The 21,540-nt window shown below is 70.1% G+C and carries 20 protein-coding genes and 6 tRNA genes; 19 read left to right on the forward strand and 7 right to left on the reverse strand.

All coding sequences use genetic code 11. From position 1 onward, the window contains the following. The first annotated feature begins 330 nt into the window (after window positions 1–330). A complete protein-coding gene (locus OED52_RS09245) occupies window positions 331–819 on the forward strand; it encodes a 2-isopropylmalate synthase (RefSeq protein ID WP_264154334.1) in 489 nt (162 codons plus the stop codon). A gap of 157 nt (window positions 820–976) precedes the next feature. Here the strand turns inward: OED52_RS09245 and OED52_RS09250 are convergent. The 5 genes from OED52_RS09250 to OED52_RS09270 all read right to left on the reverse strand — a co-directional run bounded on the left by OED52_RS09250 (window position 977) and on the right by OED52_RS09270 (window position 1,436). After that, a tRNA-Val gene (locus OED52_RS09250) sits at window positions 977–1,048 on the reverse strand. An 18-nt stretch (window positions 1,049–1,066) separates the two neighbouring features. Further along, window positions 1,067–1,142, reverse strand: a tRNA-Gly gene (locus tag OED52_RS09255). A gap of 50 nt (window positions 1,143–1,192) precedes the next feature. Then, window positions 1,193–1,267 (reverse strand) — tRNA-Val (locus OED52_RS09260). A 1-nt stretch (window position 1,268) separates the two neighbouring features. Continuing rightward, a tRNA-Cys gene (locus OED52_RS09265) sits at window positions 1,269–1,339 on the reverse strand. Window positions 1,340–1,363: 24 nt separating this feature from the next. Then, a tRNA-Gly gene (locus tag OED52_RS09270) sits at window positions 1,364–1,436 on the reverse strand. A 593-nt stretch (window positions 1,437–2,029) separates the two neighbouring features. On the opposite strand from OED52_RS09270, the gene OED52_RS09275 reads away from it, so the two are divergent. The 9 genes from OED52_RS09275 (at window position 2,030) to pdxS (ending at window position 10,890) form a co-directional block, all read left to right on the forward strand. Then, window positions 2,030–2,101: transfer RNA gene (locus OED52_RS09275), tRNA-Val, on the forward strand. 233 nt (window positions 2,102–2,334) lie between these two features. Continuing rightward, complete coding sequence (locus OED52_RS09280; protein WP_264154335.1) at window positions 2,335–2,928, forward strand: DUF742 domain-containing protein; 594 nt, start codon at window positions 2,335–2,337, stop codon at window positions 2,926–2,928. 194 nt (window positions 2,929–3,122) lie between these two features. Then, the gene (thrS, locus tag OED52_RS09285) at window positions 3,123–5,189 is read left to right on the forward strand and encodes a threonine--tRNA ligase (protein ID WP_264154336.1); all 2,067 of its coding nucleotides are present in this window, start codon (window positions 3,123–3,125) and stop codon (window positions 5,187–5,189) included. Continuing rightward, a complete protein-coding gene (locus tag OED52_RS09290; protein ID WP_264154337.1) occupies window positions 5,186–5,770 on the forward strand; it encodes an ATP adenylyltransferase in 585 nt (194 codons plus the stop codon). Before thrS ends, OED52_RS09290 begins: the two co-directional genes overlap by 4 nt. Window positions 5,771–5,903: 133 nt before the next feature. Continuing rightward, the gene (pgsA, locus tag OED52_RS09295) at window positions 5,904–6,569 is read left to right on the forward strand and encodes a phosphatidylinositol phosphate synthase (protein WP_264154338.1); all 666 of its coding nucleotides are present in this window, start codon (window positions 5,904–5,906) and stop codon (window positions 6,567–6,569) included. Further along, window positions 6,566–7,468: a phosphatidylinositol mannoside acyltransferase gene (locus OED52_RS09300; RefSeq protein ID WP_264154339.1), complete on the forward strand. Its 903-nt coding sequence runs from the start codon at window positions 6,566–6,568 to the stop codon at window positions 7,466–7,468. The genes pgsA and OED52_RS09300 overlap by 4 nt, the downstream gene beginning before the upstream one ends. Next, entirely contained in the window at window positions 7,469–8,596 is a 1,128-nt protein-coding gene (locus OED52_RS09305; protein WP_264154340.1) for a glycosyltransferase family 4 protein, read from the forward strand. Then, on the forward strand, window positions 8,593–9,717 hold the full coding sequence (locus tag OED52_RS09310; RefSeq protein ID WP_264154341.1) for an NUDIX domain-containing protein: 1,125 nt from the start codon (window positions 8,593–8,595) through the stop codon (window positions 9,715–9,717). The genes OED52_RS09305 and OED52_RS09310 overlap by 4 nt, the downstream gene beginning before the upstream one ends. 270 nt (window positions 9,718–9,987) lie before the next feature. After that, the gene (gene pdxS / locus OED52_RS09315; protein ID WP_264154342.1) at window positions 9,988–10,890 is read left to right on the forward strand and encodes a pyridoxal 5'-phosphate synthase lyase subunit PdxS; all 903 of its coding nucleotides are present in this window, start codon (window positions 9,988–9,990) and stop codon (window positions 10,888–10,890) included. On the opposite strand, the gene OED52_RS09320 is transcribed toward pdxS, so the two are convergent. After that, on the reverse strand, window positions 10,857–12,116 hold the full coding sequence (locus OED52_RS09320) for a PP2C family protein-serine/threonine phosphatase (protein WP_264154343.1): 1,260 nt from the start codon (window positions 12,114–12,116) through the stop codon (window positions 10,857–10,859). The genes pdxS and OED52_RS09320 overlap by 34 nt on opposite strands. Continuing rightward, entirely contained in the window at window positions 12,113–12,934 is an 822-nt protein-coding gene (locus tag OED52_RS09325) for an alpha/beta fold hydrolase (protein WP_264154344.1), read from the reverse strand. Before OED52_RS09325 ends, OED52_RS09320 begins: the two co-directional genes overlap by 4 nt. Window positions 12,935–13,076: 142 nt before the next feature. On the opposite strand from OED52_RS09325, the gene OED52_RS09330 reads away from it, so the two are divergent. From OED52_RS09330 to secF, 9 genes are all read left to right on the forward strand, one after another. Then, the gene (locus OED52_RS09330; protein WP_264154345.1) at window positions 13,077–13,898 is read left to right on the forward strand and encodes an acyl-CoA thioesterase; all 822 of its coding nucleotides are present in this window, start codon (window positions 13,077–13,079) and stop codon (window positions 13,896–13,898) included. Window positions 13,899–13,959: 61 nt separating this feature from the next. Then, the gene (gene pdxT, locus OED52_RS09335) at window positions 13,960–14,574 is read left to right on the forward strand and encodes a pyridoxal 5'-phosphate synthase glutaminase subunit PdxT (protein ID WP_264154346.1); all 615 of its coding nucleotides are present in this window, start codon (window positions 13,960–13,962) and stop codon (window positions 14,572–14,574) included. A 128-nt stretch (window positions 14,575–14,702) separates the two neighbouring features. Then, the gene (locus OED52_RS09340) at window positions 14,703–15,455 is read left to right on the forward strand and encodes a YebC/PmpR family DNA-binding transcriptional regulator (protein WP_264154347.1); all 753 of its coding nucleotides are present in this window, start codon (window positions 14,703–14,705) and stop codon (window positions 15,453–15,455) included. 164 nt (window positions 15,456–15,619) lie between these two features. Next, window positions 15,620–16,198, forward strand: a complete 579-nt coding sequence (gene ruvC, locus OED52_RS09345) for a crossover junction endodeoxyribonuclease RuvC (RefSeq protein ID WP_264154348.1) — start codon at window positions 15,620–15,622, stop codon at window positions 16,196–16,198. Continuing rightward, window positions 16,195–16,791: a Holliday junction branch migration protein RuvA gene (ruvA, locus tag OED52_RS09350; RefSeq protein WP_264154349.1), complete on the forward strand. Its 597-nt coding sequence runs from the start codon at window positions 16,195–16,197 to the stop codon at window positions 16,789–16,791. The genes ruvC and ruvA overlap by 4 nt, the downstream gene beginning before the upstream one ends. A 32-nt stretch (window positions 16,792–16,823) precedes the next feature. Further along, a complete protein-coding gene (gene ruvB / locus OED52_RS09355; RefSeq protein WP_413247755.1) occupies window positions 16,824–17,948 on the forward strand; it encodes a Holliday junction branch migration DNA helicase RuvB in 1,125 nt (374 codons plus the stop codon). Between the two features lie 122 nt (window positions 17,949–18,070). After that, a complete protein-coding gene (yajC, locus tag OED52_RS09360; protein WP_264154351.1) occupies window positions 18,071–18,406 on the forward strand; it encodes a preprotein translocase subunit YajC in 336 nt (111 codons plus the stop codon). A gap of 111 nt (window positions 18,407–18,517) precedes the next feature. Then, the gene (gene secD, locus OED52_RS09365; protein WP_264154352.1) at window positions 18,518–20,311 is read left to right on the forward strand and encodes a protein translocase subunit SecD; all 1,794 of its coding nucleotides are present in this window, start codon (window positions 18,518–18,520) and stop codon (window positions 20,309–20,311) included. A 2-nt stretch (window positions 20,312–20,313) separates the two neighbouring features. Next, on the forward strand, window positions 20,314–21,540 hold the full coding sequence (secF, locus tag OED52_RS09370; protein WP_264154353.1) for a protein translocase subunit SecF: 1,227 nt from the start codon (window positions 20,314–20,316) through the stop codon (window positions 21,538–21,540).

Raw genomic sequence — 21,540 nt, forward strand, 5'->3', positions numbered from 1 at the left:
CTGCCGGTCGGGTGTCGTGAACGGCTCCGGATATGGCTGAACCCCAGCCTTGGATGGGGGGTCATGGCTGGGGTTCGATACCATCGGGGGGATGGCAGGCTCCACGCTACCCGAGGGAATCCTCATGTTCCAGCCGGTGCGGTCACGGTTGCGTCACACCTCGTGTGCGCCCGATGCTTGCGCGAAATCTTTCGGCGTTGTACCGTCGTCGGCTATGAAGCGCGTACTCGTAGTTCACCGCCGTAGCGGGGTCTGATTCGGACCGACCCCTCGCTGCGGGTCGTTGAGCTACGCGTCGGTCCTCCCTCCTCGTGGAAGACCACTACGAAGATGAACGCCTTCACCTCTTTCTCCAGCACCTCCTTCTCGTTCGCCGCCCCGGCTGCCGATCCCTTCGCGGAGCGCTACGGTCGCGCCCTCCCGCGTGACCTGCGCGCCGAGGCCACGGGCATGAGCTGGGAGCGCTTCGAAGCCACCTACGGCGATCAGCACGGCCCGGTGCGTCTCGGCGGCTGGTCGGCCACCCGTCTGCCCGCCGGCCGGTCCCACTTCGAGGCGACCATCGCCATCGGTGACACGATCCACACCGCCGCGGCCACCGCGTGCGGGCCCATCGCCGGGATGACCGCCATGCTCCACGAGCTCGGCCTGCACCTGGAGATCCTGTCCTTCCACCGGCACGACCTCGACGAGACCTCCATCACCTTCCTGCTGTGCCGCTCCGGTGAGCGCACCGCCTGGGTGATGGGCACGGGGGAGACCGGCGACGAGTCGTCGCTGCGGGCCATGATCGCCGGCATCAACCGTCTGAGCGCCTGACGCATCCGGGTGCGGGGACGGGGTCCTCGCACCCGGATCGCCGTGCCGGGGCATCGCCGACGGGAAGTGTTCTCCCACACAGGTCGGGAGGGAGTGTCGGGACGGCGAAACGAGTGAAGCCCCCACCGGAATCATCCGATGGGGGCCTCACTCTCGGTGCGCGATACTGGGATTGAACCAGTGACCTCTTCCGTGTCAGGGAAGCGCTCTCCCGCTGAGCTAATCGCGCCGGCTTCTGTCGCCGGAGTGGAGCGGATGACGGGATTCGAACCCGCGACCCTCACCTTGGCAAGGTGATGCGCTACCAGCTGCGCTACATCCGCATGTGCACGTTGTTTCGGTGAACCGGATCGACCCACGTGCTGGTCGAACCTGGTGCGCGATACTGGGATTGAACCAGTGACCTCTTCCGTGTCAGGGAAGCGCTCTCCCGCTGAGCTAATCGCGCGAGGTGGAGACGGGAATCGAACCCGTGTGCACGGCTTTGCAGGCCGTTGCCTCACCACTCGGCCACTCCACCGTGAAGGTCGAGTCCAACCTCTCGAGCGGATGACGGGATTCGAACCCGCGACCCTCACCTTGGCAAGGTGATGCGCTACCAGCTGCGCTACATCCGCATCGCACCGTGTCGGGCGGTTCCGCTCTGGGGCGTTCCCGCTCTCCGTGGTGCGGTGAGAACATTAGCGGAGCATCGACGAATCACACAAATCAGCAGGTCGGAGCAGGAAAACGGTGGGTGTTCGCAGTGACTGCGGGGGTATCGGGCGACCCGTGGGGCCCCTGGGGTCACCGAGTGGGACGCAATCTGCGGTCCGATGGGAGTTCGACCGGGGTCCGATCCCGCCTCCGCCGGCCCGCCGGCCGGCCCGGTGCGGATGGGGGTGGGGGAGAGCCGTCCGGCCGTCCTGTCGGTCGGGCGGCTCGTTGAGGGGCACCGAGTCGAGGGGCGCCGAGGGGGCCGCCCATCCGAAGGACGGTCTTCCCGTGGGGCGCCCGCGCGTACGTGCGTGTGTACGCACGCGCGGGTACGCGTGAGAACCGCGTGTACGCGTGAGAACCGCGTGTACGCGTGAGAACCGCCGGGAACACCCCGCCTGCGGAACGTCTGCAGCCCGAGAGGTGGCGAGTAAACGCCTCTGACCAGGCGATTCGTCTTCGGCGCAGGAGCGTGTTAGTGTTCCATTCCGTTCGAGCCGCTGCGAAGCGGCACGGTCCCGTGGCTCAGTGGAAGAGCGTCCCGTTCACACCGGGGAGGTCGCTGGTTCGATCCCAGCCGGGACCACAACAAGAGAAGAACACGAAGGGCACCCCGATGGGGTGCCCTTTTTCGTGTCCTGGTGAAATTGAGGTGCGAGCGGCACCCGGCCGGGTGGCCCCGCACCCCCCGCCTCCTCCCCACGAGCGTCCGTCGTCATACCGGTCGCGTCACTGTGACCTGCGCGACGCGCGGTGCTCTCTGTGGCCGACGAGGCGTTGTGATGGCAGGATCGTGGTCGTCGAGGAGGTCGCGTCCGGATGAGCATTGCGGACAGTGAGTGGCCGGTCGTGGGGGCGACCGGGGCGAGATTCGGTACCGGGCGGTCCCGTCGGCGCAGGCGGGCGGCGGATCATGCCGTACCGCCACGGGAACACCACGTTCCGGAGTCTCTCGCGCACGGCACCGCGGTGCGCGAGACCACCGAGTCCGTGGTGCACCGGCCCGCGGAGGAGACGTCCGTCCCGACCGTGGGCACCGGGACCAGTGTGGGAAACGAGGACATGGACCAACCGATGACGTCGTCGTTCGTGCGGCCGTTCGTGCGCAGCGGAGGCCGCACCCGAGCCGAGGTGGAGCTGCCCCTCGAGGCGCTCGTGTCGGCCGTGCCGTCCGCCATCGGCACCGAGACCGGCGCGGCCATGGAGGAGCACCGTCTCGTCCTGGCCCTGTGCGCCCAGCCCCGCTCGATCATGGAGATCGCCGCCCTCGCCCAGATCCCCCTCGGGGTCGCTCGGGTGCTCGTCGGCGATCTCGCCGCGACGGGAGAGATCACCGTCCACCGCACCGCCGACAAGGTCGGCCCCAACTCGGAGCTGCTCGAACGGGTTCTCACCGGCCTCCACGAACTCTGATCCGGGTCGGCCTCCCCGAACTCCGAGCCGGCCGCTCCCACCGGTCCCGTGACGGCGGGTGGCCTCCCTCCGTGCGACGCCGAGACGAATGTCGATAGCATGATGAAGTTGCCGTGCGCTGTGCGGTTTGCCGTGCACAGCGCGCTATGCGGCGACAACCCTGTATCAGGCATCGAGCCGAGGAGTCCGTCACAGTGACCACGCCCGCATCCGCGAAACCAGCCACGATCGTCCGGGTGCCCGCGGGAACCACTGCGGGCGCCGCGGTCCGCGACGCGGGTCTGCCCACCAAGGGCCCGGAGACCATCGTCGTCGTCCGCGACTCCGAAGGCGCCCTGCACGATCTGTCCTGGACGCCCGACGTCGACGTCGAGGTCGAGGCGGTCGCGGCGGACACCGAGGACGGACGCAGCGTCATCCGGCACTCGGCCGCCCACGTGCTTGCGCAGGCCGTGCAGCAGGAGTTCCCCGAGGCGAAGCTCGGCATCGGCCCGCCGATTCGCGACGGCTTCTACTACGACTTCCAGGTCGACCGGCCCTTCACGCCGGAGGACCTCGCGAAGCTCGAGAAGCGCATGAAGAAGATCGTCAAGGACGCCCAGCGCTTCTCGCGCCGCGTCGTCGAGAGCCTCGAGGACGCCCGCGAGGAACTCAAGGACGAGCCGTTCAAGCTCGAGCTCATCGACGACAAGTCGGGCATCGACGATCCCGAGGTCATGGAGGTCGGCGGCAAGGAGCTGACGATCTACGACAACCTCAACCCCCGCACGGGTGAACTCGTGTGGAAGGACCTCTGCCGCGGGCCGCACGTGCCCACCACCAAGTTCATCCCGGCCTTCAAGCTGACCCGCAGCTCCGCCGCCTACTGGCGCGGCGACCAGGACAACGCCGGCCTGCAGCGCATCTACGGCACCGCATGGGAGTCCACCGAGGCCCTCGAGCAGCACCTCGAGCTGCTCGCCGAGGCGGAGCGCCGCGACCACCGCAAGCTCGGCAACGAACTCGACCTGTTCTCGTTCCCCGACGAGCTCGGCTCCGGTCTGCCCGTCTTCCATCCCAAGGGCGGCATCATCCGCCAGGAGATGGAGAACTACTCTCGGCAGCGGCACGTCGAGGCCGGCTACGAGTTCGTGTACTCGCCGCACATCACCAAGGGCCAGCTGTACGAGGTGTCCGGTCACCTCGACTGGTACCGCGACGGCATGTTCCCCGCGATGCACCTCGACGAGGAGCTCAACGAGGACGGCACCGTCCGCAAGCCGGGCCAGGACTACTACCTCAAGCCGATGAACTGCCCGATGCACGACCTGATCTTCCGGTCACGCGGGCGTTCCTACCGCGAACTGCCGCTGCGCATGTTCGAGTTCGGCTCCGTCTACCGCTACGAGAAGTCGGGCGTGGTCCACGGCCTGACCCGTGTGCGCGGCATGACGCAGGACGACGCGCACATCTTCTGCACCCCCGAGCAGATGCGCGACGAGCTCACCAACGTCCTGACCTTCATCCTCGACCTGCTCAAGGACTATGGTCTCGACGACTACTACCTCGAGCTGTCGACCAAGAACCCGAAGAAGTTCGTCGGCAGCGACGAGCTGTGGGAGGTCGCCACCGACACCCTGCGCGAGGTCGCGGAAGCCTCCGGTCTGCACCTCGTGCCGGATCCGGGCGGCGCCGCCTTCTACGGCCCGAAGATCTCGGTGCAGGTCAAGGACGCGCTCGGCCGCAACTGGCAGATGTCGACGATCCAGCTCGACTTCAACCTGCCCGAGCGGTTCGAGCTCGAGTACACCGGCGCCGACGGTGCCAAGCACCGTCCCGTCATGATCCACCGGGCCCTGTTCGGTTCGATCGAGCGGTTCTTCGGCGTACTCACCGAGCACTACGCCGGTGCCTTCCCGGCCTGGCTGTCGCCGGTGCAGGTGATGGGCATCCCGGTCGCCGCGGACTTCGAGGACCACCTCTTCGACGTCGTCGGCAAGCTCGAGGCGCAGGGCATCCGCGCCGAGGTCGACACCTCCGACGACCGCATGCAGAAGAAGATCCGCAACCACACCACCCAGAAGGTGCCGTTCATGCTGCTTGCCGGTGAGCGCGACGTCGCCGCGGGCGCGGTCAGTTTCCGGTTCCGCGACGGCAGCCAGGTCAACGGCGTGCCGGTCGACGAGGCCGTGCAGATCGTCGTGGACTGGGTGCGTCGCCGCGAGAACGCCTCGCCCACTGCCGAACTCGTCCGTCCCGGCGGGGAAGGCGGTCAGGAGTGACGGGCGAGCGCACCCCGGGACCGGCCGACATCCCCGCGACCGAGGACTCCCCGGGTTCGCTGGTCGACCGCGGCGTCGGTGAATCCGATCACCTGCAGCGGCTGTGGTCCCCGCACCGGATGTCCTACATCACGGAGTCGCCGAAGGGACGCAGTGAACCCTACGAGCCGTTCACCGACATCCCGAAGATGTCGGACGAGGAGGGGCTCGTCGTCGCCCGCGGTGAGCTGGTGTACGCGGTGCTCAACCTGTACCCGTACAACCCCGGCCACCTGATGGTCGTGCCCTACCGGCGGGTCGCCAACCTGGAGGACCTGACCCCCGAGGAGAGCACCGAGCTCATGCAGTTCGCGCAGCACGCGGTGCGGGTCATCAAGCGGGTCTCCCGGCCGCACGGCTTCAACGTCGGTCTCAACCTCGGTGCGGCCGCCGGTGGCTCGCTGTCCGAGCACCTGCACCTGCACGTGGTGCCACGCTGGGGTGGCGACGCGAACTTCATCACGGTGCTCGGCGGCTCGAAGGTGATGGTGCAGTTGCTGCGCGACACCCGGGCGCTGCTCGCCGCGGCATGGAACGAGTGAGCGGGGACCGAACCCTGCTGCTGCCGGCCGTCGCGGCGCGCCGTCCGGGCACCGTCGGCGTCTCCCGTGGCAGGATCGGTTGCCGGACACGGTTCCGTACACAACGGTCGAACGGGAAGACAGGGGTCGCGGGATGCTGAGCTTCTTCGGGCGCGCGTCGGTGTCGAAGGTCACCGCGCCGCTCGGCAAGGCACTGATCCGCACCGGACTGACGCCCGACGCCGTCACCCTCATCGGCACGGTCGCCACGATCGCCGCCGCCGTGACCCTGTTCCCCAACGGGTATCTGTTCTGGGGCACGATGGTCATCTGGCTGTTCGTGATGTTCGACATGCTCGACGGGGCGATGGCCCGGGCCCGCGGTGGTGGCACACGCTTCGGTGCGGTCCTCGACGCGACCTGCGACCGGGTCGCCGACGGCGCGATCTTCGGTGGCCTCGCCTGGTGGGCGGTCTACCACGAGCAGAGCCGTCCGCTGTTCGTCGCCACCCTGATCTGCCTGGTGTCGTCGCAGGTCATCTCCTACGCCAAGGCCCGCGCCGAGGCGAGCGGCCTGTCCGCCGACGGTGGTCTCATCGAACGCCCCGACCGGCTCGTCATCGTCCTCGTCGGCGCCGGTCTCACCGGCCTCGGCCTCGACTGGGCGATCCACATCGCGATGTGGCTGCTCGTCGTGGGCTCGGTGATCACGGTGTTCCAGCGGGTGCTCGCCGTCCGCAACTCCGCGGGTGCCCGCGAACTACTGCCGATCGCCCCGACCACACGGACCGAACCCGAGGACGACGGGGGACAGCGGTGAACCTGTCCGAACGCGCCTCCGACCTGGCGTACGCGGGCGGCTGGCGAGTGGTCCGGGCCCTGCCCGACGGCCTCGCCCGCCGCCTCTTCGATGCCGGCGCCGACTACGCGGCCCGCCGCGGTGGGGGACCGCAGCAGTTGCGCCGCAACCTCGCCAGGGTGCTCGGTGTGGCTCCCCACGAGGTCCCCGACGACCTGATCCGCCGCTCGGTGCGCTCCTACGCCCGCTACTGGCGGGAGGCGTTCCGGCTGCCGTCGATGGATCTCGACGCCACCGCCGCCGCCATCGATTCGTCCATCGAGGGCCGCGAACACATCGACCGGGCCCTGGCCGCCGGTCACGGCGCGATCCTCGCCCTGCCGCACAGCGGCAACTGGGATCTCGCCGGGGTGTGGTGCACCCGCACCTACGGCCGCTTCTCCACGGTCGCCGAGCGGCTGCGACCCGAATCGCTGTACCAGCGGTTCGTCGACTACCGCGAGAAGCTCGGCTTCGAGGTGTTCCCCCTCTCCGGCGGGGAGAGCCCGCCCTTCGTCGAACTCGCCGCGCGGCTGCGCACCAACCGCATCGTGTGTCTGCTCGGCGAACGCGATCTCGCCCGCAAGGGCGTGCCCGTCACCTTCTTCGGCGAACCCACCCGCATGCCGGCCGGCCCCGCCAAGCTCGCCATCGACACCGGCGCCGCGCTGCTGCCGGTGCACTGCTGGTTCACCGAGGACGGCTGGGGTTTCAAGGTCGACCCGCCGCTCGACGTGAGCGGCGGTCTCGAGGCCGCCACCCAGGCGCTCTCCGACCGGTTCGCCGCGAACATCGCCGAGCACCCCGAGGACTGGCACATGCTGCAACCGCTGTGGCTCGACGATCTGTCGGAGAGCCGCCGTGCCCGGATGGAGGCGTAGTTGAGGATCGGGATGGTCTGCCCGTACTCCTTCGACGTTCCCGGCGGAGTCCAGGCACACGTGGTGGATCTCGCCGAGGTGCTCATCGCCCGCGGCCACGAGGTGAGTGTGCTCGCCCCGGCCTCGGAGAACACCCCGCTGCCGGACTTCGTGGTCTCCGCGGGCCGTGCCGTCGCGATCCCCTACAACGGCTCGGTCGCGCGCCTGAGTTTCGGCCCGGTCTCCTACGCGCGGGTGCGCCGCTGGATCAACGACAACGACTTCGACGTCCTGCACATCCACGAACCGAACGCGCCGAGCCTGTCGATGCTCGCGCTCAAGGTCGCGGAAGGCCCGATCGTCGCGACCTTCCACACCTCCACGACGAAATCCCTGGTGCTCAGCACCTTCCAGGGAGTCCTGCAGCCCTATCTCGAGAAGATCACCGGCCGCATCGCCGTGTCCGAACTGGCCCGTCGCTGGCAGGTCACCTCGCTCGGCTCGGACGCCGTGGAGATCCCCAACGGCGTCGACGTGCCGTCCTTCCGGCACGCGCCGCTGCTGCCGGGTTATCCGCGCCCGGGTCGCACGGTGCTCTTCCTCGGCCGCTACGACGAACCGCGCAAGGGCATGGACGTGCTGCTCGGCGCGTTGCCCGCCCTGGTCGCGCGCCATCCCGACATCGAGATCCTCGTCGTCGGCCGCGGTGACGAGGACCGCCTCCGCAAGGAGGCCGGCCCGCACGCCCGGCACCTGCGCCTGCTCGGGCAGGTCGACGACGACGAGAAGGCCTCCGCGATGCGCAGCGCCGACGTGTACTGCGCCCCCAACCTCGGCGGCGAGAGCTTCGGCATCGTGCTCGTCGAGGCGATGGCCGCCGGCACCGCCGTCGTGGCGTCGCAGCTCGACGCCTTCCGCCGTGTCCTGCGCGACGGGCAGGCCGGGGTGCTCGTGCCCGTCGGCGATTCCGATGCCCTCGGCCGGGGCATCCTCGAGGTCCTCGACGACGACGAGCGGCGCCGCGCGCTCGTCGAGGCCGGATCCGTCGTGGTGGAGTCCTACGACTGGCCGGTGGTCGCCGAGCAGATCCTGCGGGTCTACGAGACCGTCACCGTCGGCGCCGGCCCGGTCCGCGAGGTCCGCTCGTGACCCTCAGTGCCCTGACGATCCTGGTCCTGGCCCTCGTCGCCGCGGTCGTCGTGTCGGTCGGTGTGTGGGCGTACTCCACCGCCAACCGGCTCGACCGGCTGCACGTGCGCTACGACCTGTCCTGGCAGGCCCTCGACGCGGCGCTCGCGCGGCGTGCGGTTGTGGCGCGCAGCATCGCTGCGTCGATTCCGGTGGAGGAGGGCCGGGCCCTCGCCCGGTGCGCCGACGCCGCCGAACGCGCCGACCGCAGCCGCCGCGAGGAGGCCGAGAACGCACTGTCGGCGGCCTTGGCGCGCGTCGAGACCGGACGACTGCGCTCGCAGCTCGTCGCCGAACTCGCCGACGCGGAGGCCCGGGTGCTCATCGCCCGGCGGTTCCACAACGACGCCGTCCGCGACACCCTCGCGTTGCGCACCCGCCGGCCCGTGCGCTGGCTGCACCTCGGGGGCACCGCACCGCTGCCCACCTACTTCGAGATCGCCGAGCGCGCCGACGGAGTCGCCGCCGCCACCGTGCCGGTAACAACCACGGGGCCCGCCCCGGTAGCAACCACGGGGCCCGCCCCGGTAGCAACCACGGGGCCCGCCCCGGTGTCGGGTGCGGTCCCGCACCCCGAGCCCGTCCCGGACCGTGCCCGCACCTCCGCCCGGCTGGTGGTGCTCGACGAGCAGGGCCGCATCCTGCTCCTGCGCGGCCACGACCCGGCGGTACCCGACCGGCGCTTCTGGTTCACCGTCGGCGGCGCCGTCGAACCCGGTGAGGATCTCGCCACGGCTGCGGCCCGGGAACTCGCCGAGGAGACCGGCCTGAGCATCGACCCGGGCCGCCTCGTCGGCCCGATGTGGCGGCGCGTGGCCGTCTTCCCCTTCGACGGGGAGGTCATGCACTCCGAGGAGCTGTTCTTCTCCGTCCGGGTGCCCGCCTTCGAGCCGGGAGCCGACGGGTTCACCGAGCTCGAGCGCCGCATGCACCTCGAACACCGCTGGTTCGACGCCGAGGAACTGCAAGCGCTGGCGCGGTCGGGGGAGCCCGTCTACCCGCAGGATCTGCCCGACCTGCTCGACGAGGCCCGACAGGTCGCCGAAGGCCTGCACCGGCCGGAGCTCCGCGCCATCCACTGACGCCGGTACGTCCCGGATTTCGTATCCGTGCAGGCCAGTTCGGGAGAACTGGACCTTGTCTTCATCCGATCTCTGCGTCACTCTTCTTCCGACCTGCTCACGCCGGCGGCGTACGGGCCTCGGCGGGCAAGGCGCGCTGTTCGATCAGTCCAGTTATCCCGAACTGGATATGGGACTGGCCCGATTTCCTTCCTAGGCTGGGTTCGGCCGTGAGCCCGCCTGTGGGCCGCGGCATTCCGTCGACCCGTCGTTCCTGGAGGAATACCGATCGTGAGCACCCCCGACACCGCCCCCGCCACCGGTACCGCCCGCGTCAAGCGCGGCATGGCCGAGATGCTCAAGGGCGGGGTGATCATGGACGTGGTGACCCCCGAGCAGGCGAAGATCGCCGAGGATGCCGGCGCGGTCGCCGTCATGGCCCTCGAACGCGTGCCCGCCGACATCCGCGCCCAGGGCGGCGTGTCGCGGATGAGCGACCCCGACATGATCGAGGGGATCATCGAGGCCGTCTCCATCCCCGTCATGGCCAAGGCCCGGATCGGCCACTTCGTCGAGGCGCAGATCCTGCAGGCGCTCGGCGTCGACTACATCGACGAGTCGGAGGTGCTCACCCCCGCCGACTACGAGAACCATATCGACAAGTTCGCCTTCACCGTGCCGTTCGTCTGCGGCGCCACCAACCTCGGCGAGGCGCTGCGCCGCATCAACGAGGGCGCGGCGATGATCCGCTCCAAGGGTGAGGCCGGCACCGGCGACGTCTCCAACGCCACCACCCACATGCGCCGGATCCGCCAGGAGATCCGCCGCCTGACGTCGCTGCCGGAGGACGAGCTCTACGTCGCGGCCAAGGAGTTGCAGGCCCCCTACGACCTCGTCGTCGAGATCGCCCGGACCGGGAAGCTGCCGGTCACGCTGTTCACCGCCGGTGGCATCGCCACCCCGGCCGACGCCGCGATGATGATGCAGCTCGGCGCCGAGGGCGTGTTCGTCGGCTCCGGCATCTTCAAGTCCGGCAATCCCGCCCAGCGGGCCGCGGCGATCGTCAAGGCCACCACCTTCTACGACGATCCGGACGTGCTGGCGAAGGTCTCGCGCGGTCTCGGCGAGGCCATGGTCGGGATCAACGTCGACGAGATCCCTCAGCCGCACCGGCTCGCCGAACGCGGCTGGTGAGCTCCTCGCGCGGGCGAACCGACCGCGAGCAGCGCGACGTCGTCCTGCACTCCCGCACCGAGGGTGTCGAGCATCTCCCTCACCGACCCCACCAGCCGGGAGGCGGATGCCGGTGCGACCGCGCGGACGTGGGCGAGCAGCCGGTCCTCGCCGAACCGTTCGCGTCCCGTCCCCGGGCCCTCGGGTCCGGGGACGATCGCCTCGGTCACCCCGTCCGTGTACAGCAGCAGGGTGTCGCCGGGCTCGAGCCGGACCGTGTGGTTCACGAGGCGGGGGGAGGGGAGGACCCCGATCGGCTGCCCGCCCACCGTGGGCAGCCGCTCGGCGCTGCCGTCCGCGCGCAGGACCAGCGGCGGCGGGTGACCGCCGGAGGCGAGGTGCACGTCCACCCCGCCGGTCGCCGGATCGGGTACGACCGTCCCGAACAGCAGTGTGCAGAAGGGCGTCCGGGGGTCACGCTCGCGTTCGTCGAGCAGCGCCGCGTTGAGCGTGCGCAGAACCGCGGCCGGATCGTCGACGTGGACCGCGGCGGCCCGCAGGGTGTAGCGGACGAGGGAGGTCACCGTCGCGGCGCGGGCACCCTTGCCGCACACGTCGCCGAGGAACATCCCCCAGCCGCCCGCCCGGGCAGGGAACAGGTCGTAGAAGTCTCCGCCGACCTCGTCGGGCGAGGCGATGTGGTAGTGGGCGTCGACCTCCAGCCCCGGCACCGCAGGCAGCGCCGGCGGCAGCAAGGTGGCCTGCAGGGTCGTGGTGATGCGCCGCAGCCGTTCTCGCTCCTGCTCGGCCTCGCGGCGCGCCCGCAGCAGCTCGGTCTCGTAGGACCGACGCTCGCGGGCGTCGAAGAAGGTGGTGCGCACGAGCAGCGGACCTCCAGCCGCGTCGGTCTCGAGCCGCGACGCAGCGAGCACCGGCAGGCGCGTGCGGTCGGCGCGGGCGAGTTCGAGTGCGATCCCGCCGATCTCGCCCTGCATCAGCAGGATCGGGGCGTAGTGGGTCTCGTGGTAGAGCCGGCCGCCCACGGTGAGCAGATCGGAGAAGCGCCGGTGTCCGACCACTTCGTCCGCCGAGTACCCGAGCCAGTCCAGCAGCGTCGCGTTGATCCTCAGGATCCGCCCGTCGGGCAGCGACGTCACGTACCCGCAGGGCGCCTTGTCGTAGAGGGTTTCGGCGTCCTCCGTCAGCAGCGCCGCGATCGCGTCGTCGTACGCGGTCGTCGCAGTCACCCCACCCTGCGCGCGAACGCCGCGACGGCGGCGGCGGTCTCGTCGGGAGCGCTCATCTGCGGGCAGTGGCCCGTGGCCGGCAGCGTCACCAGTTCGCTCCGGGGGATCTGCTCGTGAACGAAGGCACCCACCCCCGCCGGCGCGATCGCGTCGTGCGCGCACTGCGCGACCAGCGTGGGCACCGGGACCGCTGCGAGATCGGCGCGGTTGTCGGACAGGAAGGTCACCCGGGCGAACACCCGTGCCACCTCCGGGTCCGTGCGGCAGAAGGTCTCGGCGAGTTCCGCGCCGAGCTCCGGCCGCTCCGGATTGCCCATGATCACCGGGGCCATCGCCGCGCTCCAACCCAGATAGTTCGCCTCCAGCGATTCGAGCAGCTCGTCGAGGTCGGCGGCGCTGAAGCCCCCGCGGTAGCCGGTGGCGGGATCGTCGACGAAGCACGGCGACGGCGCGAGCATCACCAGCCCGGCGAAGATCCCGGGATCGTAGGTGGCGGCCAGCGCCCCGATCGTCGCGCTCACCGAGTGGCCCACGAACACCACCGGGCCCTGACCCAGTCCGCGGCACAGGTCGACGACGTCCTGCGCGTAGGTCTCCATCCGCGAGTAGCGGTCCGGATCCCACGCGTCGCGATCCGCTCGTCCGGATCCGACGTGGTCGAACCGCACCACCGTGAACTCGGACTCGAGCAGCGGCACCACGAGCCGCCACAGATGCTGGTCGCACCCGAATCCGTGTGCCAGGACGAGAACCCCACCGTTCCCGCGACCGGACACCGTGACCCGGTGTCTGGTGGTTACGTCCGCGCGTTGCCGCATCGTGCCCCCTCGGTTTCCCCGAGGGTGTCACATCCGGCACGTGATTGCGATCTCGTTCGGGAGGTGAATCCCGAGAGAGCGGGCATGACGTCCTCTTCCGTGCCGTTAGCCTTCAACGGTGAGGCGGAGAGAGGAACCACGCATGGCGAAGATCGAGCAGATCCTGGCACTCGAACAGATCGAGAACGACATCTTCCGGGGCATCGCGACCGAGACGATGCTGCCCCGGACGTTCGGGGGCCAGGTGGCGGGTCAGGCACTCGTCTCCGCGGTGCGCACCGTCGATCCCGCCTTCGGGGTGCATTCGTTGCACGGCTACTTCATCCGACCTGGCAACCCCACGATGCAGATCGTCTACCTCGTCGACCGCATCCGCGACGGCCGCTCGTTCTGCACCCGCCGGGTGACCGCGGTCCAGGACGGCAAGGCGATCTTCACCATGTCGGCGTCCTTCCACGGGCAGGACGAGGGGATCGAGCACCAGGACCGGATGCCGTCCGTCCCGTTCCCCGAGGATCTTCCCGACCCGGAGACGATGTTCGACGCGGAGACCCTCCTGTGGGCGAAGCGGGAGTGGGCCGAATGGGAGTTCCGGTTCGTGCCGCCCGAGCTCATGGACGCCTCGCGCCGGGCCGCCGCGCAGCAGCAGGTGTGGTTCCGGTCGCGGGAGGCGCTGCCCGACGACCCGGTCTTCCACGTCTGCACGCTCGCGTACATGAGCGACATGACCCTGCTCGGCTCGGCGAACGTCGGGCACGAGGAGAAGACCCAGAACGCCTCGCTCGACCACGCCATGTGGTTCCTGCGCCCCTTCCGCGCAGACGACTGGCTGCTCTACGACCAGACCTCTCCCTCCGCCGGACTGGGCCGGGCACTGACCCAGGGGCGGATCTTCGATCGCAACGGCAACATGGTCGCCGCCGTGGTGCAGGAAGGCCTCACGCGTTTGATGCGCGAGTCCTGACCGGGGAGCCGACTCCCCGTCCTGCCTGCGTCGGCGGCCCCGACACGACAGGCAGGAACAGGTGACGACTTCCACTCCCACGATCGGTGTGCTCGCTCTGCAGGGCGACGTCCGCGAGCACCGCGCCGCCCTCGAGGCGGCCGGTGCCCGCACGATCACGGTGCGCCGCGAACGCGAACTCGACGAGGTGGACGGGATCGTCCTGCCGGGGGGCGAGTCCACCACGGTGGGCCGGCTGCTGCGCGTGTTCGACCTGCTCGAGCCGCTGCGCACCCGGCTGAAGGACGGGCTGCCCGCCTACGGCTCGTGCGCGGGCATGATCCTGCTCGCCTCCCGGATCCTCGACACGGTGCCCGGCGCCGAACACCTCGACGCCCTCGACGTCACGGTGCGGCGCAACGCCTTCGGTCGCCAGGTGGACTCCTTCGAGACCGACCTCCAGGTGAGCGGTGTGGACGGTGGTCCCGTGCGCGCCGTGTTCATCCGCGCCCCCTGGGTCGAGAGCGTCGGCCCGGACGTGGAGATCCTCGCGACGGTCCCGGCGGGCAATGGTGCGGCCGGGCGGGCGGTGGCGGTGCGGCAGGGGCCCGTGCTCGCCACCTCCTTCCACCCCGAGATCACCGGTGACCTGCGGGTGCACCGGCTGTTCGTCGACATCGCGCGCGGGCGCCGCTGAACCGCGCGGTGCCCGCGCACACGCCGTGGGCGGGCACTGTGCGGTGGCACACCTCGCAGGCGAGTAGAATCGACGCTCCGACCTGTCGGTTAAGCCGACCACACATCGCCGGAAGGGGCTCGAAGCGAATGAGCGGCCACTCCAAATGGGCCACCACCAAGCACAAGAAGGCGGTCATCGACGCCAAGCGCGGCAAGATGTTCGCGAAGCTGATCAAGAACATCGAGGTGGCGGCTCGGACCGGTGGTGGCGACCCGGCGGGCAACCCGACGCTGTACGACGCCATCCAGAAGGCGAAGAAGAGCTCGGTCCCCAACGACAACATCGAACGTGCCCGCAAGCGCGGCGCCGGTGAGGAAGCCGGTGGCGCCGACTGGCAGACCATCATGTACGAGGGCTACGGCCCCAACGGTGTGGCGCTGCTCATCGAGTGCCTCACCGACAACCGCAACCGCGCCGCGGGCGAGGTCCGCACCGCGATGACCCGCAACGGCGGCAACATGGCGGATCCGGGGTCGGTGTCCTACCTGTTCACCCGCAAGGGCGTCGTCGTGCTCGACAAGAACGGCCGCAGCGAGGACGAGATCCTCGAGGTCGTCCTCGAGGCGGGCGCCGAGGAGATCAACGACCTCGGCGAGTCCTTCGAGATCGTCTCCGAGGCGAGCGACCTGGTCGCCGTGCGCACCGCACTCGTCGATGCCGGTATCGACTACGACTCGGCCGACCCGGACTTCCGCGCGTCCGTCGAGGTGCCCGTCGACGCCGAGGGTGCCCGCAAGGTCATGAAGCTCGTCGACGCCCTCGAGGACTGCGACGACGTGCAGAACGTCTACACGAACGTCGACATCTCCGACGAGGTGCTCGCCGAGCTCGACGCCTGAGCGAGACCTGACGCACTCGGCACGGCCGGGGTCGCGTGTCGGTGATCCGGCACCCGGCCCCGGCCGCTATGCTCTCGAACAGGCGTTCGCAACAGGGCGAGGGTTCGCGGTTCCGTCGGGGTGATCCCGATGGGGGCGGCGTGCGAGGGCGAGAGGTGAGTCGGGTGCGCGTGATGGGTGTGGACCCCGGGCTGACCCGATGCGGCCTCGGCATGGTCGACACGGGCCGTGGGCGCGACGTGCTGCCCGTCGCGGTGGGTGTCGTCCGCACCTCACCCGATCTCGAACTCTCCCAGCGGTTGCTGAAGGTGTCCGACTCCGTCGAGGAGTGGATGGACCGCTACCGGCCCGACGTCGTCGCGATCGAACGGGTCTTCTCCCAGCACAACGTGCGCACCGCCATGGGCACCGCCCAGGCCGGTGGTGTCGTCGCGCTCGCGGCGGCCCGCCGCTCCATCCCGGTCATGTTCCACACACCGAGCGAGGTGAAGGCCGCCGTCACGGGCAACGGCAGCGCCGACAAGAAACAGGTGACCACGATGATCACCCGTATCCTCAAACTCGACGCCGCGCCCAGGCCGGCCGATGCCGCCGACGCGCTCGCCCTCGCCGTCGCGCACTGCTGGCGCGCCCCGCTCCTGGCCCGGCTCGCGGCCGCCGAAGCCGCGGCCGCACAACAGAAACGACGTTACGAAGAGCGGCTGCGCGAACAGTCGGCCGCGCGGAAGGCAGGTAGCCGGTGATCGCCTCGGTACACGGCGAGGTTCTCGACATCGCCCTCGATCACGTCGTGATCGAGGCGGGCGGCATCGGATACCGGGTCAACGCGACCCCCGCGACCCTCGCGGGACTGCGGCGCGGCGAGAAGGCCCGCCTGGCCACCGCCATGATCGTCCGCGAGGACTCGATGACCCTCTACGGCTTCACCGACACCGACGCACGCGACCTGTTCGGGCTGCTGCAGACGGTCAGCGGGGTGGGGCCGCGGCTGGCGATGGCGACCCTCGCCGTCCTCGAACCCGACGCGCTGCGCGCGGCGCTGGCCGACGGCAACACCTCCGCCCTGACCCGCGTGCCGGGAATCGGCAAACGCGGCGCCGAACGCATGATCGTCGAACTGCGCGACAAGGTCGCCGCCTACGGGGGCGCCGAGGGTACGGCCGCCCCCGCCGCCGGCTCCCCGCTGCGCGACCAGATCGTCGAGGCCCTCGTCGGCCTCGGCTTCACCCCGAAGCAGGCCGAACCCGCCACCGACAAGGTCCTGGCCGAGGATCCGGCCGCCGACGTGTCGACCGCGTTGCGCTCCGCGCTGAAACTGCTGGGTAGGGCACGGTGACCGACGAATACCGCGAGTTCGACGCGGCCGGGGTGGAGCGATCGCAGGTGACCGCCGAGCACCTGCCCTCCGACGCCGACATCGAAACCAGCCTGCGCCCGAAGGACCTGGACGACTTCATCGGCCAGGCGCGGGTGCGCGAACAGCTGCAGCTCGTGCTGCGCGGCGCGAAACTGCGCGGCGGCACCCCCGACCACATCCTGCTGTCCGGCCCGCCCGGCCTCGGCAAGACCTCGATGGCGATGATCATCGCGGCAGAACTCGGCACCTCGCTGCGCCTGACCTCCGGTCCCGCTCTCGAACGGGCCGGCGACCTCGCAGCGATGCTGTCGAACCTGTCCGAGGGCGACGTGCTGTTCATCGACGAGATCCACCGCATCGCCCGCCCAGCGGAGGAGATGCTCTACCTCGCGATGGAGGACTTCCGCGTCGACGTGGTCGTCGGCAAGGGCCCGGGCGCCACCTCCATCCCGCTCGAGGTCGCCCCCTTCACCCTCGTCGGCGCGACCACCCGTTCCGGTGCCCTCACCGGCCCGCTGCGCGACCGGTTCGGGTTCACCGCCCACATGGACTTCTACGACCCGCCGGAGCTGCAGCGGATCCTTCAGCGCTCGGCGCGGATCCTCGGCATCGACCTGCGCGAGGACGCCGCGGCGGAGATCGCCGGTCGCTCCCGCGGCACGCCGCGTATCGCCAACCGGCTGCTGCGCCGCGTCCGCGACTACGCCGACGTGCGGGCCGACGGTGTGGTGACCCGGGACGTCGCCAAGGCCGCGCTCGAGGTGTACGACGTCGACCCCATCGGGCTCGACCGTCTCGACCGGGCGGTCCTCGGTGCGCTCGTGCGCAGCTTCGGCGGCGGACCCGTCGGCGTGTCCACCCTTGCGGTCGCCGTGGGGGAGGAGCCGGCCACCGTCGAGGAGGTGTGCGAACCCTTCCTCGTCCGCGCCGGCATGATCGCCCGCACCCCCCGCGGCCGTGTGGCGACCCAGGCGGCCTGGTTGCAGCTCGGGCTCACTCCGCCCCCGGAAGCCGCGACCGGCGGCATCGAGGTGCGTGCCCGCGAACCACAGCTCGAACTGTTCGACGACACCGATCCGTCCGCCCACGGCGACACACATCCGTCCGATCCGGACGAACCCGGCGCGCGTCCGTAGGGTGGCCGGGCAGGGAATGGCACACTGGTCTACTGCGTCGGTCCGTGGAGGCCGATCCCGACGTCGTGCCGTCCGCTGAGCCGTCACGACCCACTGGTAACGACCGAGGACTGACTTCAACGATGGAACTGCTCTTCCCCCTCCTGATCCTTGCCCTGCTCGTCCCGACCTTCCTCGGCGTGCGGCGTCAGAAGAAGGAGATGCAGAAGGTGGCGGCACTCCAGGACTCCCTGCGCATCGGTGATCGTGTGATGACCACCGCGGGCCTGCACGCCACCGTGGCCGCGCTCGGCGACGACACCGTCGACCTCGAGATCGCCCCGGGGGTCGTGACCACCTGGTCGCGCCTGGTGATCCGCGAGCGCGTCGAGCCGCAGACCCCGAACGATCCGGGCTCGATCTCCCTCGGCAAGGACGACGACGACACGCCGCCGGAGGGTCGCCCCACCGAGTACTGACGACCGGTTCGGCGCCGCACGGCCGCGACCGGGACTCCTTCGGTGCCGGGGCCGTGTGCCGCGCGGCTGCAACCACCCACCACTCACTCGCATCGAGGAGACTGACAGACCGTGGCACCTTCCAACGGATCGGTGCATCCCGCGCGCTCACTCGCCCTGTTCGGGGTGATTCTCGTCGCGTTGTATGCGCTGGTCTTCTTCACCGGGGACAAGTCGCCCACCCCGAAGCTCGGCATCGACCTGCAGGGTGGCACCCGCGTCACACTCACCGCGCGCACCCCCGACGGGAGCAGCCCGAGTCAGGACAGCCTCCGCCAGGCCCAGCAGATCATCGAGACCCGCGTCAACGGGCTCGGTGTCTCGGGTTCCGAGGTGATCATCGACGGCGACAACCTGGTCATCACGGTGCCCGGCGACGACAGCGCCCAGGCCAAGACCCTCGGACAGACCGCGCGCCTGTACATCCGCCCGGTGATCGGCGGCCCGATCGACGCGTCGCTCACCGCCGAGGACCTCGAGCAGTCGCTGCAGGAGGAGGTGCCCCTCGAGGAGGGAGTGCCCACCGAGCCCGCTCCCGCGCCTGAAGGGGAGCCCGCTCCCGCGCCTGAAGGGGAGCCCGCTCCCGCGCCTGAAGGGGAGCCCGCACCCGCACCGCAGGGACGACCCTTCCCGGCACAGGACCCGACGGAACCGACCGGCACCCCGGCCGAGCCCACCGAGGCCGCTCCCGCCGAGGGCGAGTCGGAACCTGCCGAGGACGGTGCCGAGGACGGGGGTTCGCTGACCCCGCAGGAACAGGCGGCCGCCGACATAGCCGCCGCCAAGGAGACCCGCCAGAGTGAGGATCCGGCCGTGCAGCAGGCCGCTGCGCTCGCCCTGGACTGCTCGGCTCCCGACCCGCTGGCCGGCAACGACGATCCGAGCCTGCCGCTCGTCGCCTGCTCGACCGACGGCACCGCCATCTACCTGCTCGGCCCGAGCATCATCGACGGCCAGCAGATCGACGACGCCACCTCCGGCTTCAACACCCAGCAGTCCCGCTACGAGGTCAGCCTGACCTTCGACAGCGAGGGCAGCACCACCTGGGCGCAGTTCACCGCCGCCAACATCGGCCAGCAGGCCGCCTTCGTGCTCGACTCGAAGGTCGTCAGCGCCCCGGTCATCCAGGGCGCGACCCCCGCCGGCAGCGCCACCTCGATCTCCGGCCAGTTCACGAACACCCAGGCCGCGGAGCTGGCGAACACTCTCAAGTACGGGTCGCTGCCGCTGTCCTTCGTCGCCTCCGAGGCCGAGACCGTCTCGGCGACCCTCGGCCTCGCCTCGCTCGAGGCCGGCCTGATCGCCGGCGCGGTGGGCCTGGTACTCGTGCTGATCTTCTGCCTCGCCTACTACCGCATGCTCGGCCTGCTCACCGCGTTGTCGCTCGTGATGTCGGGTCTGGCGGTGTACGCGGTGATGGTGCTGCTCGGCCGGTACATCGGCTTCACCCTCGACCTCGCCGGCGTCGCCGGTCTGATCATCGGCATCGGCATGACCGCCGACTCGTTCGTCGTGTTCTTCGAACGCATCAAGGACGAGATCCGCGAGGGCCGCAGCTTCCGCTCGGCCGTCCCGCGCGGCTGGGCGCGGGCCCGCCGCACCATCCTGTCCGGTAACGCGGTGAGCTTCATCGCCGCCGCGGTGCTCTACATCCTGGCCGTCGGGCAGGTCCGCGGGTTCGCGTTCACCCTCGGCCTGACCACGATCCTCGACGTGGTGGTGGTCTTCCTGGTGACCGCGCCGCTGGTCCACCTGGCGTCGCGGTCCAAGTTCTGGTCCAAGCCGAGCGTCAACGGCCTGGGCGCAATCCAGCAGGTGGCGGACGAGCGGCGCCGCGCTGCCGTGGCCGCGGCGAAGGAGGCGTGACGATGACCGACACGACACAGGTGGCACCGGCCGCTCCCCGGCACGGCAAGCTCTCCGGTCTCTACACCGGCACCGGCGCGTTCGAGATCGTCGGCCGGCGCAAGCAGTGGTACATCACCACCGCCGTGATCGTGGTGGTGGCGCTGCTCAGCATGTTGCTGCGCGGCTTCACCTGGGGCATCGACTTCGAGGGCGGCACCCGCATCCAGCTGCCCGCGACCGAGGGGGTCACTGCCGAGGCGGTCGAGACCGTCTTCAGCGACACCGTCGGGTTCGAACCCGAAGCGGTGCAGACGGTCGGTGCCGGCAGTGGCGCCACCGTGCAGATCCGCTCGGTGACCCTCGACCAGGACCAGGTCGCAGCCGTGCAGACGGCGTTGTTCGAGGAGTTCCAGCCCGTCGGCGCCGACGGCGAACCGTCGCGCAATGCCATCAGCATCGCGGACGTCAGCGAGACGTGGGGCAGCCAGATCACCAACAAAGCGCTGATCGCGCTGGTGGTCTTCCTCGTGATCGTCAGCGTGTACATCGCCGTCCGCTACGAGCGCGACATGGCGATCGCGGCGATCGCGGCCCTGTTCTTCGACATGATCGTCACCGCCGGCGTGTACTCGCTGGTCGGCTTCGAGGTCACCCCGGCGACCGTCATCGGCCTGCTCACGATCCTCGGATTCTCGCTCTACGACACGGTCGTCGTGTTCGACAAGGTCGAGGAGAACACCCGCGGCATCCTGCACCTGCACCGCCGCACCTACGCCGAGCAGGCCAACCTCGCCGTCAACCAGACCCTCATGCGCTCGATCAACACCACGGTCATCTCGGTGCTGCCGGTGCTCGCCCTGATGGTCGTAGCGGTCTGGCTCCTCGGCGTCGGCACCCTCAAGGACCTCGCCCTCGTCCAGCTCGTGGGTATCGTGGTCGGCGCCTACTCGTCGATCTTCTTCGCGACACCCCTGCTGGTTACGCTCAAGGAATGGCGCGGACCCGTCGCCAAGCACACCCGCAAGGTGCTGGCGAAGCGGGAGGAGGCCGCCACCCGCGCAGCGGGCACGACCTCCCCGGCCGGGTCCGCGGGCACGGCAGCTGCCGCTCCCCAGGCCACCGACCCGCGGACCGTGCGCGTGAACGTGACGGAGGCCCCGCGTCCTGCAGCAGAACGTCCCGCGGCGCGGCGTACCCCCGCCCCGGGCGCACGTCCGACCGGAAAGCGCGGCAAGAGAAGGTCCTGA

This window comes from Rhodococcus sp. Z13 (assembly GCF_025837095.1).
GTDB lineage: Bacteria > Actinomycetota > Actinomycetes > Mycobacteriales > Mycobacteriaceae > Rhodococcus > Rhodococcus sacchari.

Bases quoted from the DNA above. Each gene is read 5' to 3' on its own strand.
- OED52_RS09245 (WP_264154334.1), top strand. From the start codon at position 331: ATGAACGCCTTCACCTCTTTCTCCAGCACCTCCTTCTCGTTCGCCGCC.
- secF (WP_264154353.1), top strand. From the start codon at position 20,314: ATGACCGACACGACACAGGTGGCACCGGCCGCTCCCCGGCACGGCAAG.
- yajC (WP_264154351.1), top strand. From the start codon at position 18,071: ATGGAACTGCTCTTCCCCCTCCTGATCCTTGCCCTGCTCGTCCCGACC.
- OED52_RS09340 (WP_264154347.1), top strand. From the start codon at position 14,703: ATGAGCGGCCACTCCAAATGGGCCACCACCAAGCACAAGAAGGCGGTC.
- OED52_RS09280 (WP_264154335.1), top strand. From the start codon at position 2,335: ATGAGCATTGCGGACAGTGAGTGGCCGGTCGTGGGGGCGACCGGGGCG.
- OED52_RS09330 (WP_264154345.1), top strand. From the start codon at position 13,077: ATGGCGAAGATCGAGCAGATCCTGGCACTCGAACAGATCGAGAACGAC.
- pgsA (WP_264154338.1), top strand. From the start codon at position 5,904: ATGCTGAGCTTCTTCGGGCGCGCGTCGGTGTCGAAGGTCACCGCGCCG.
- OED52_RS09325 (WP_264154344.1), bottom strand. From the start codon at position 12,934: ATGCGGCAACGCGCGGACGTAACCACCAGACACCGGGTCACGGTGTCC.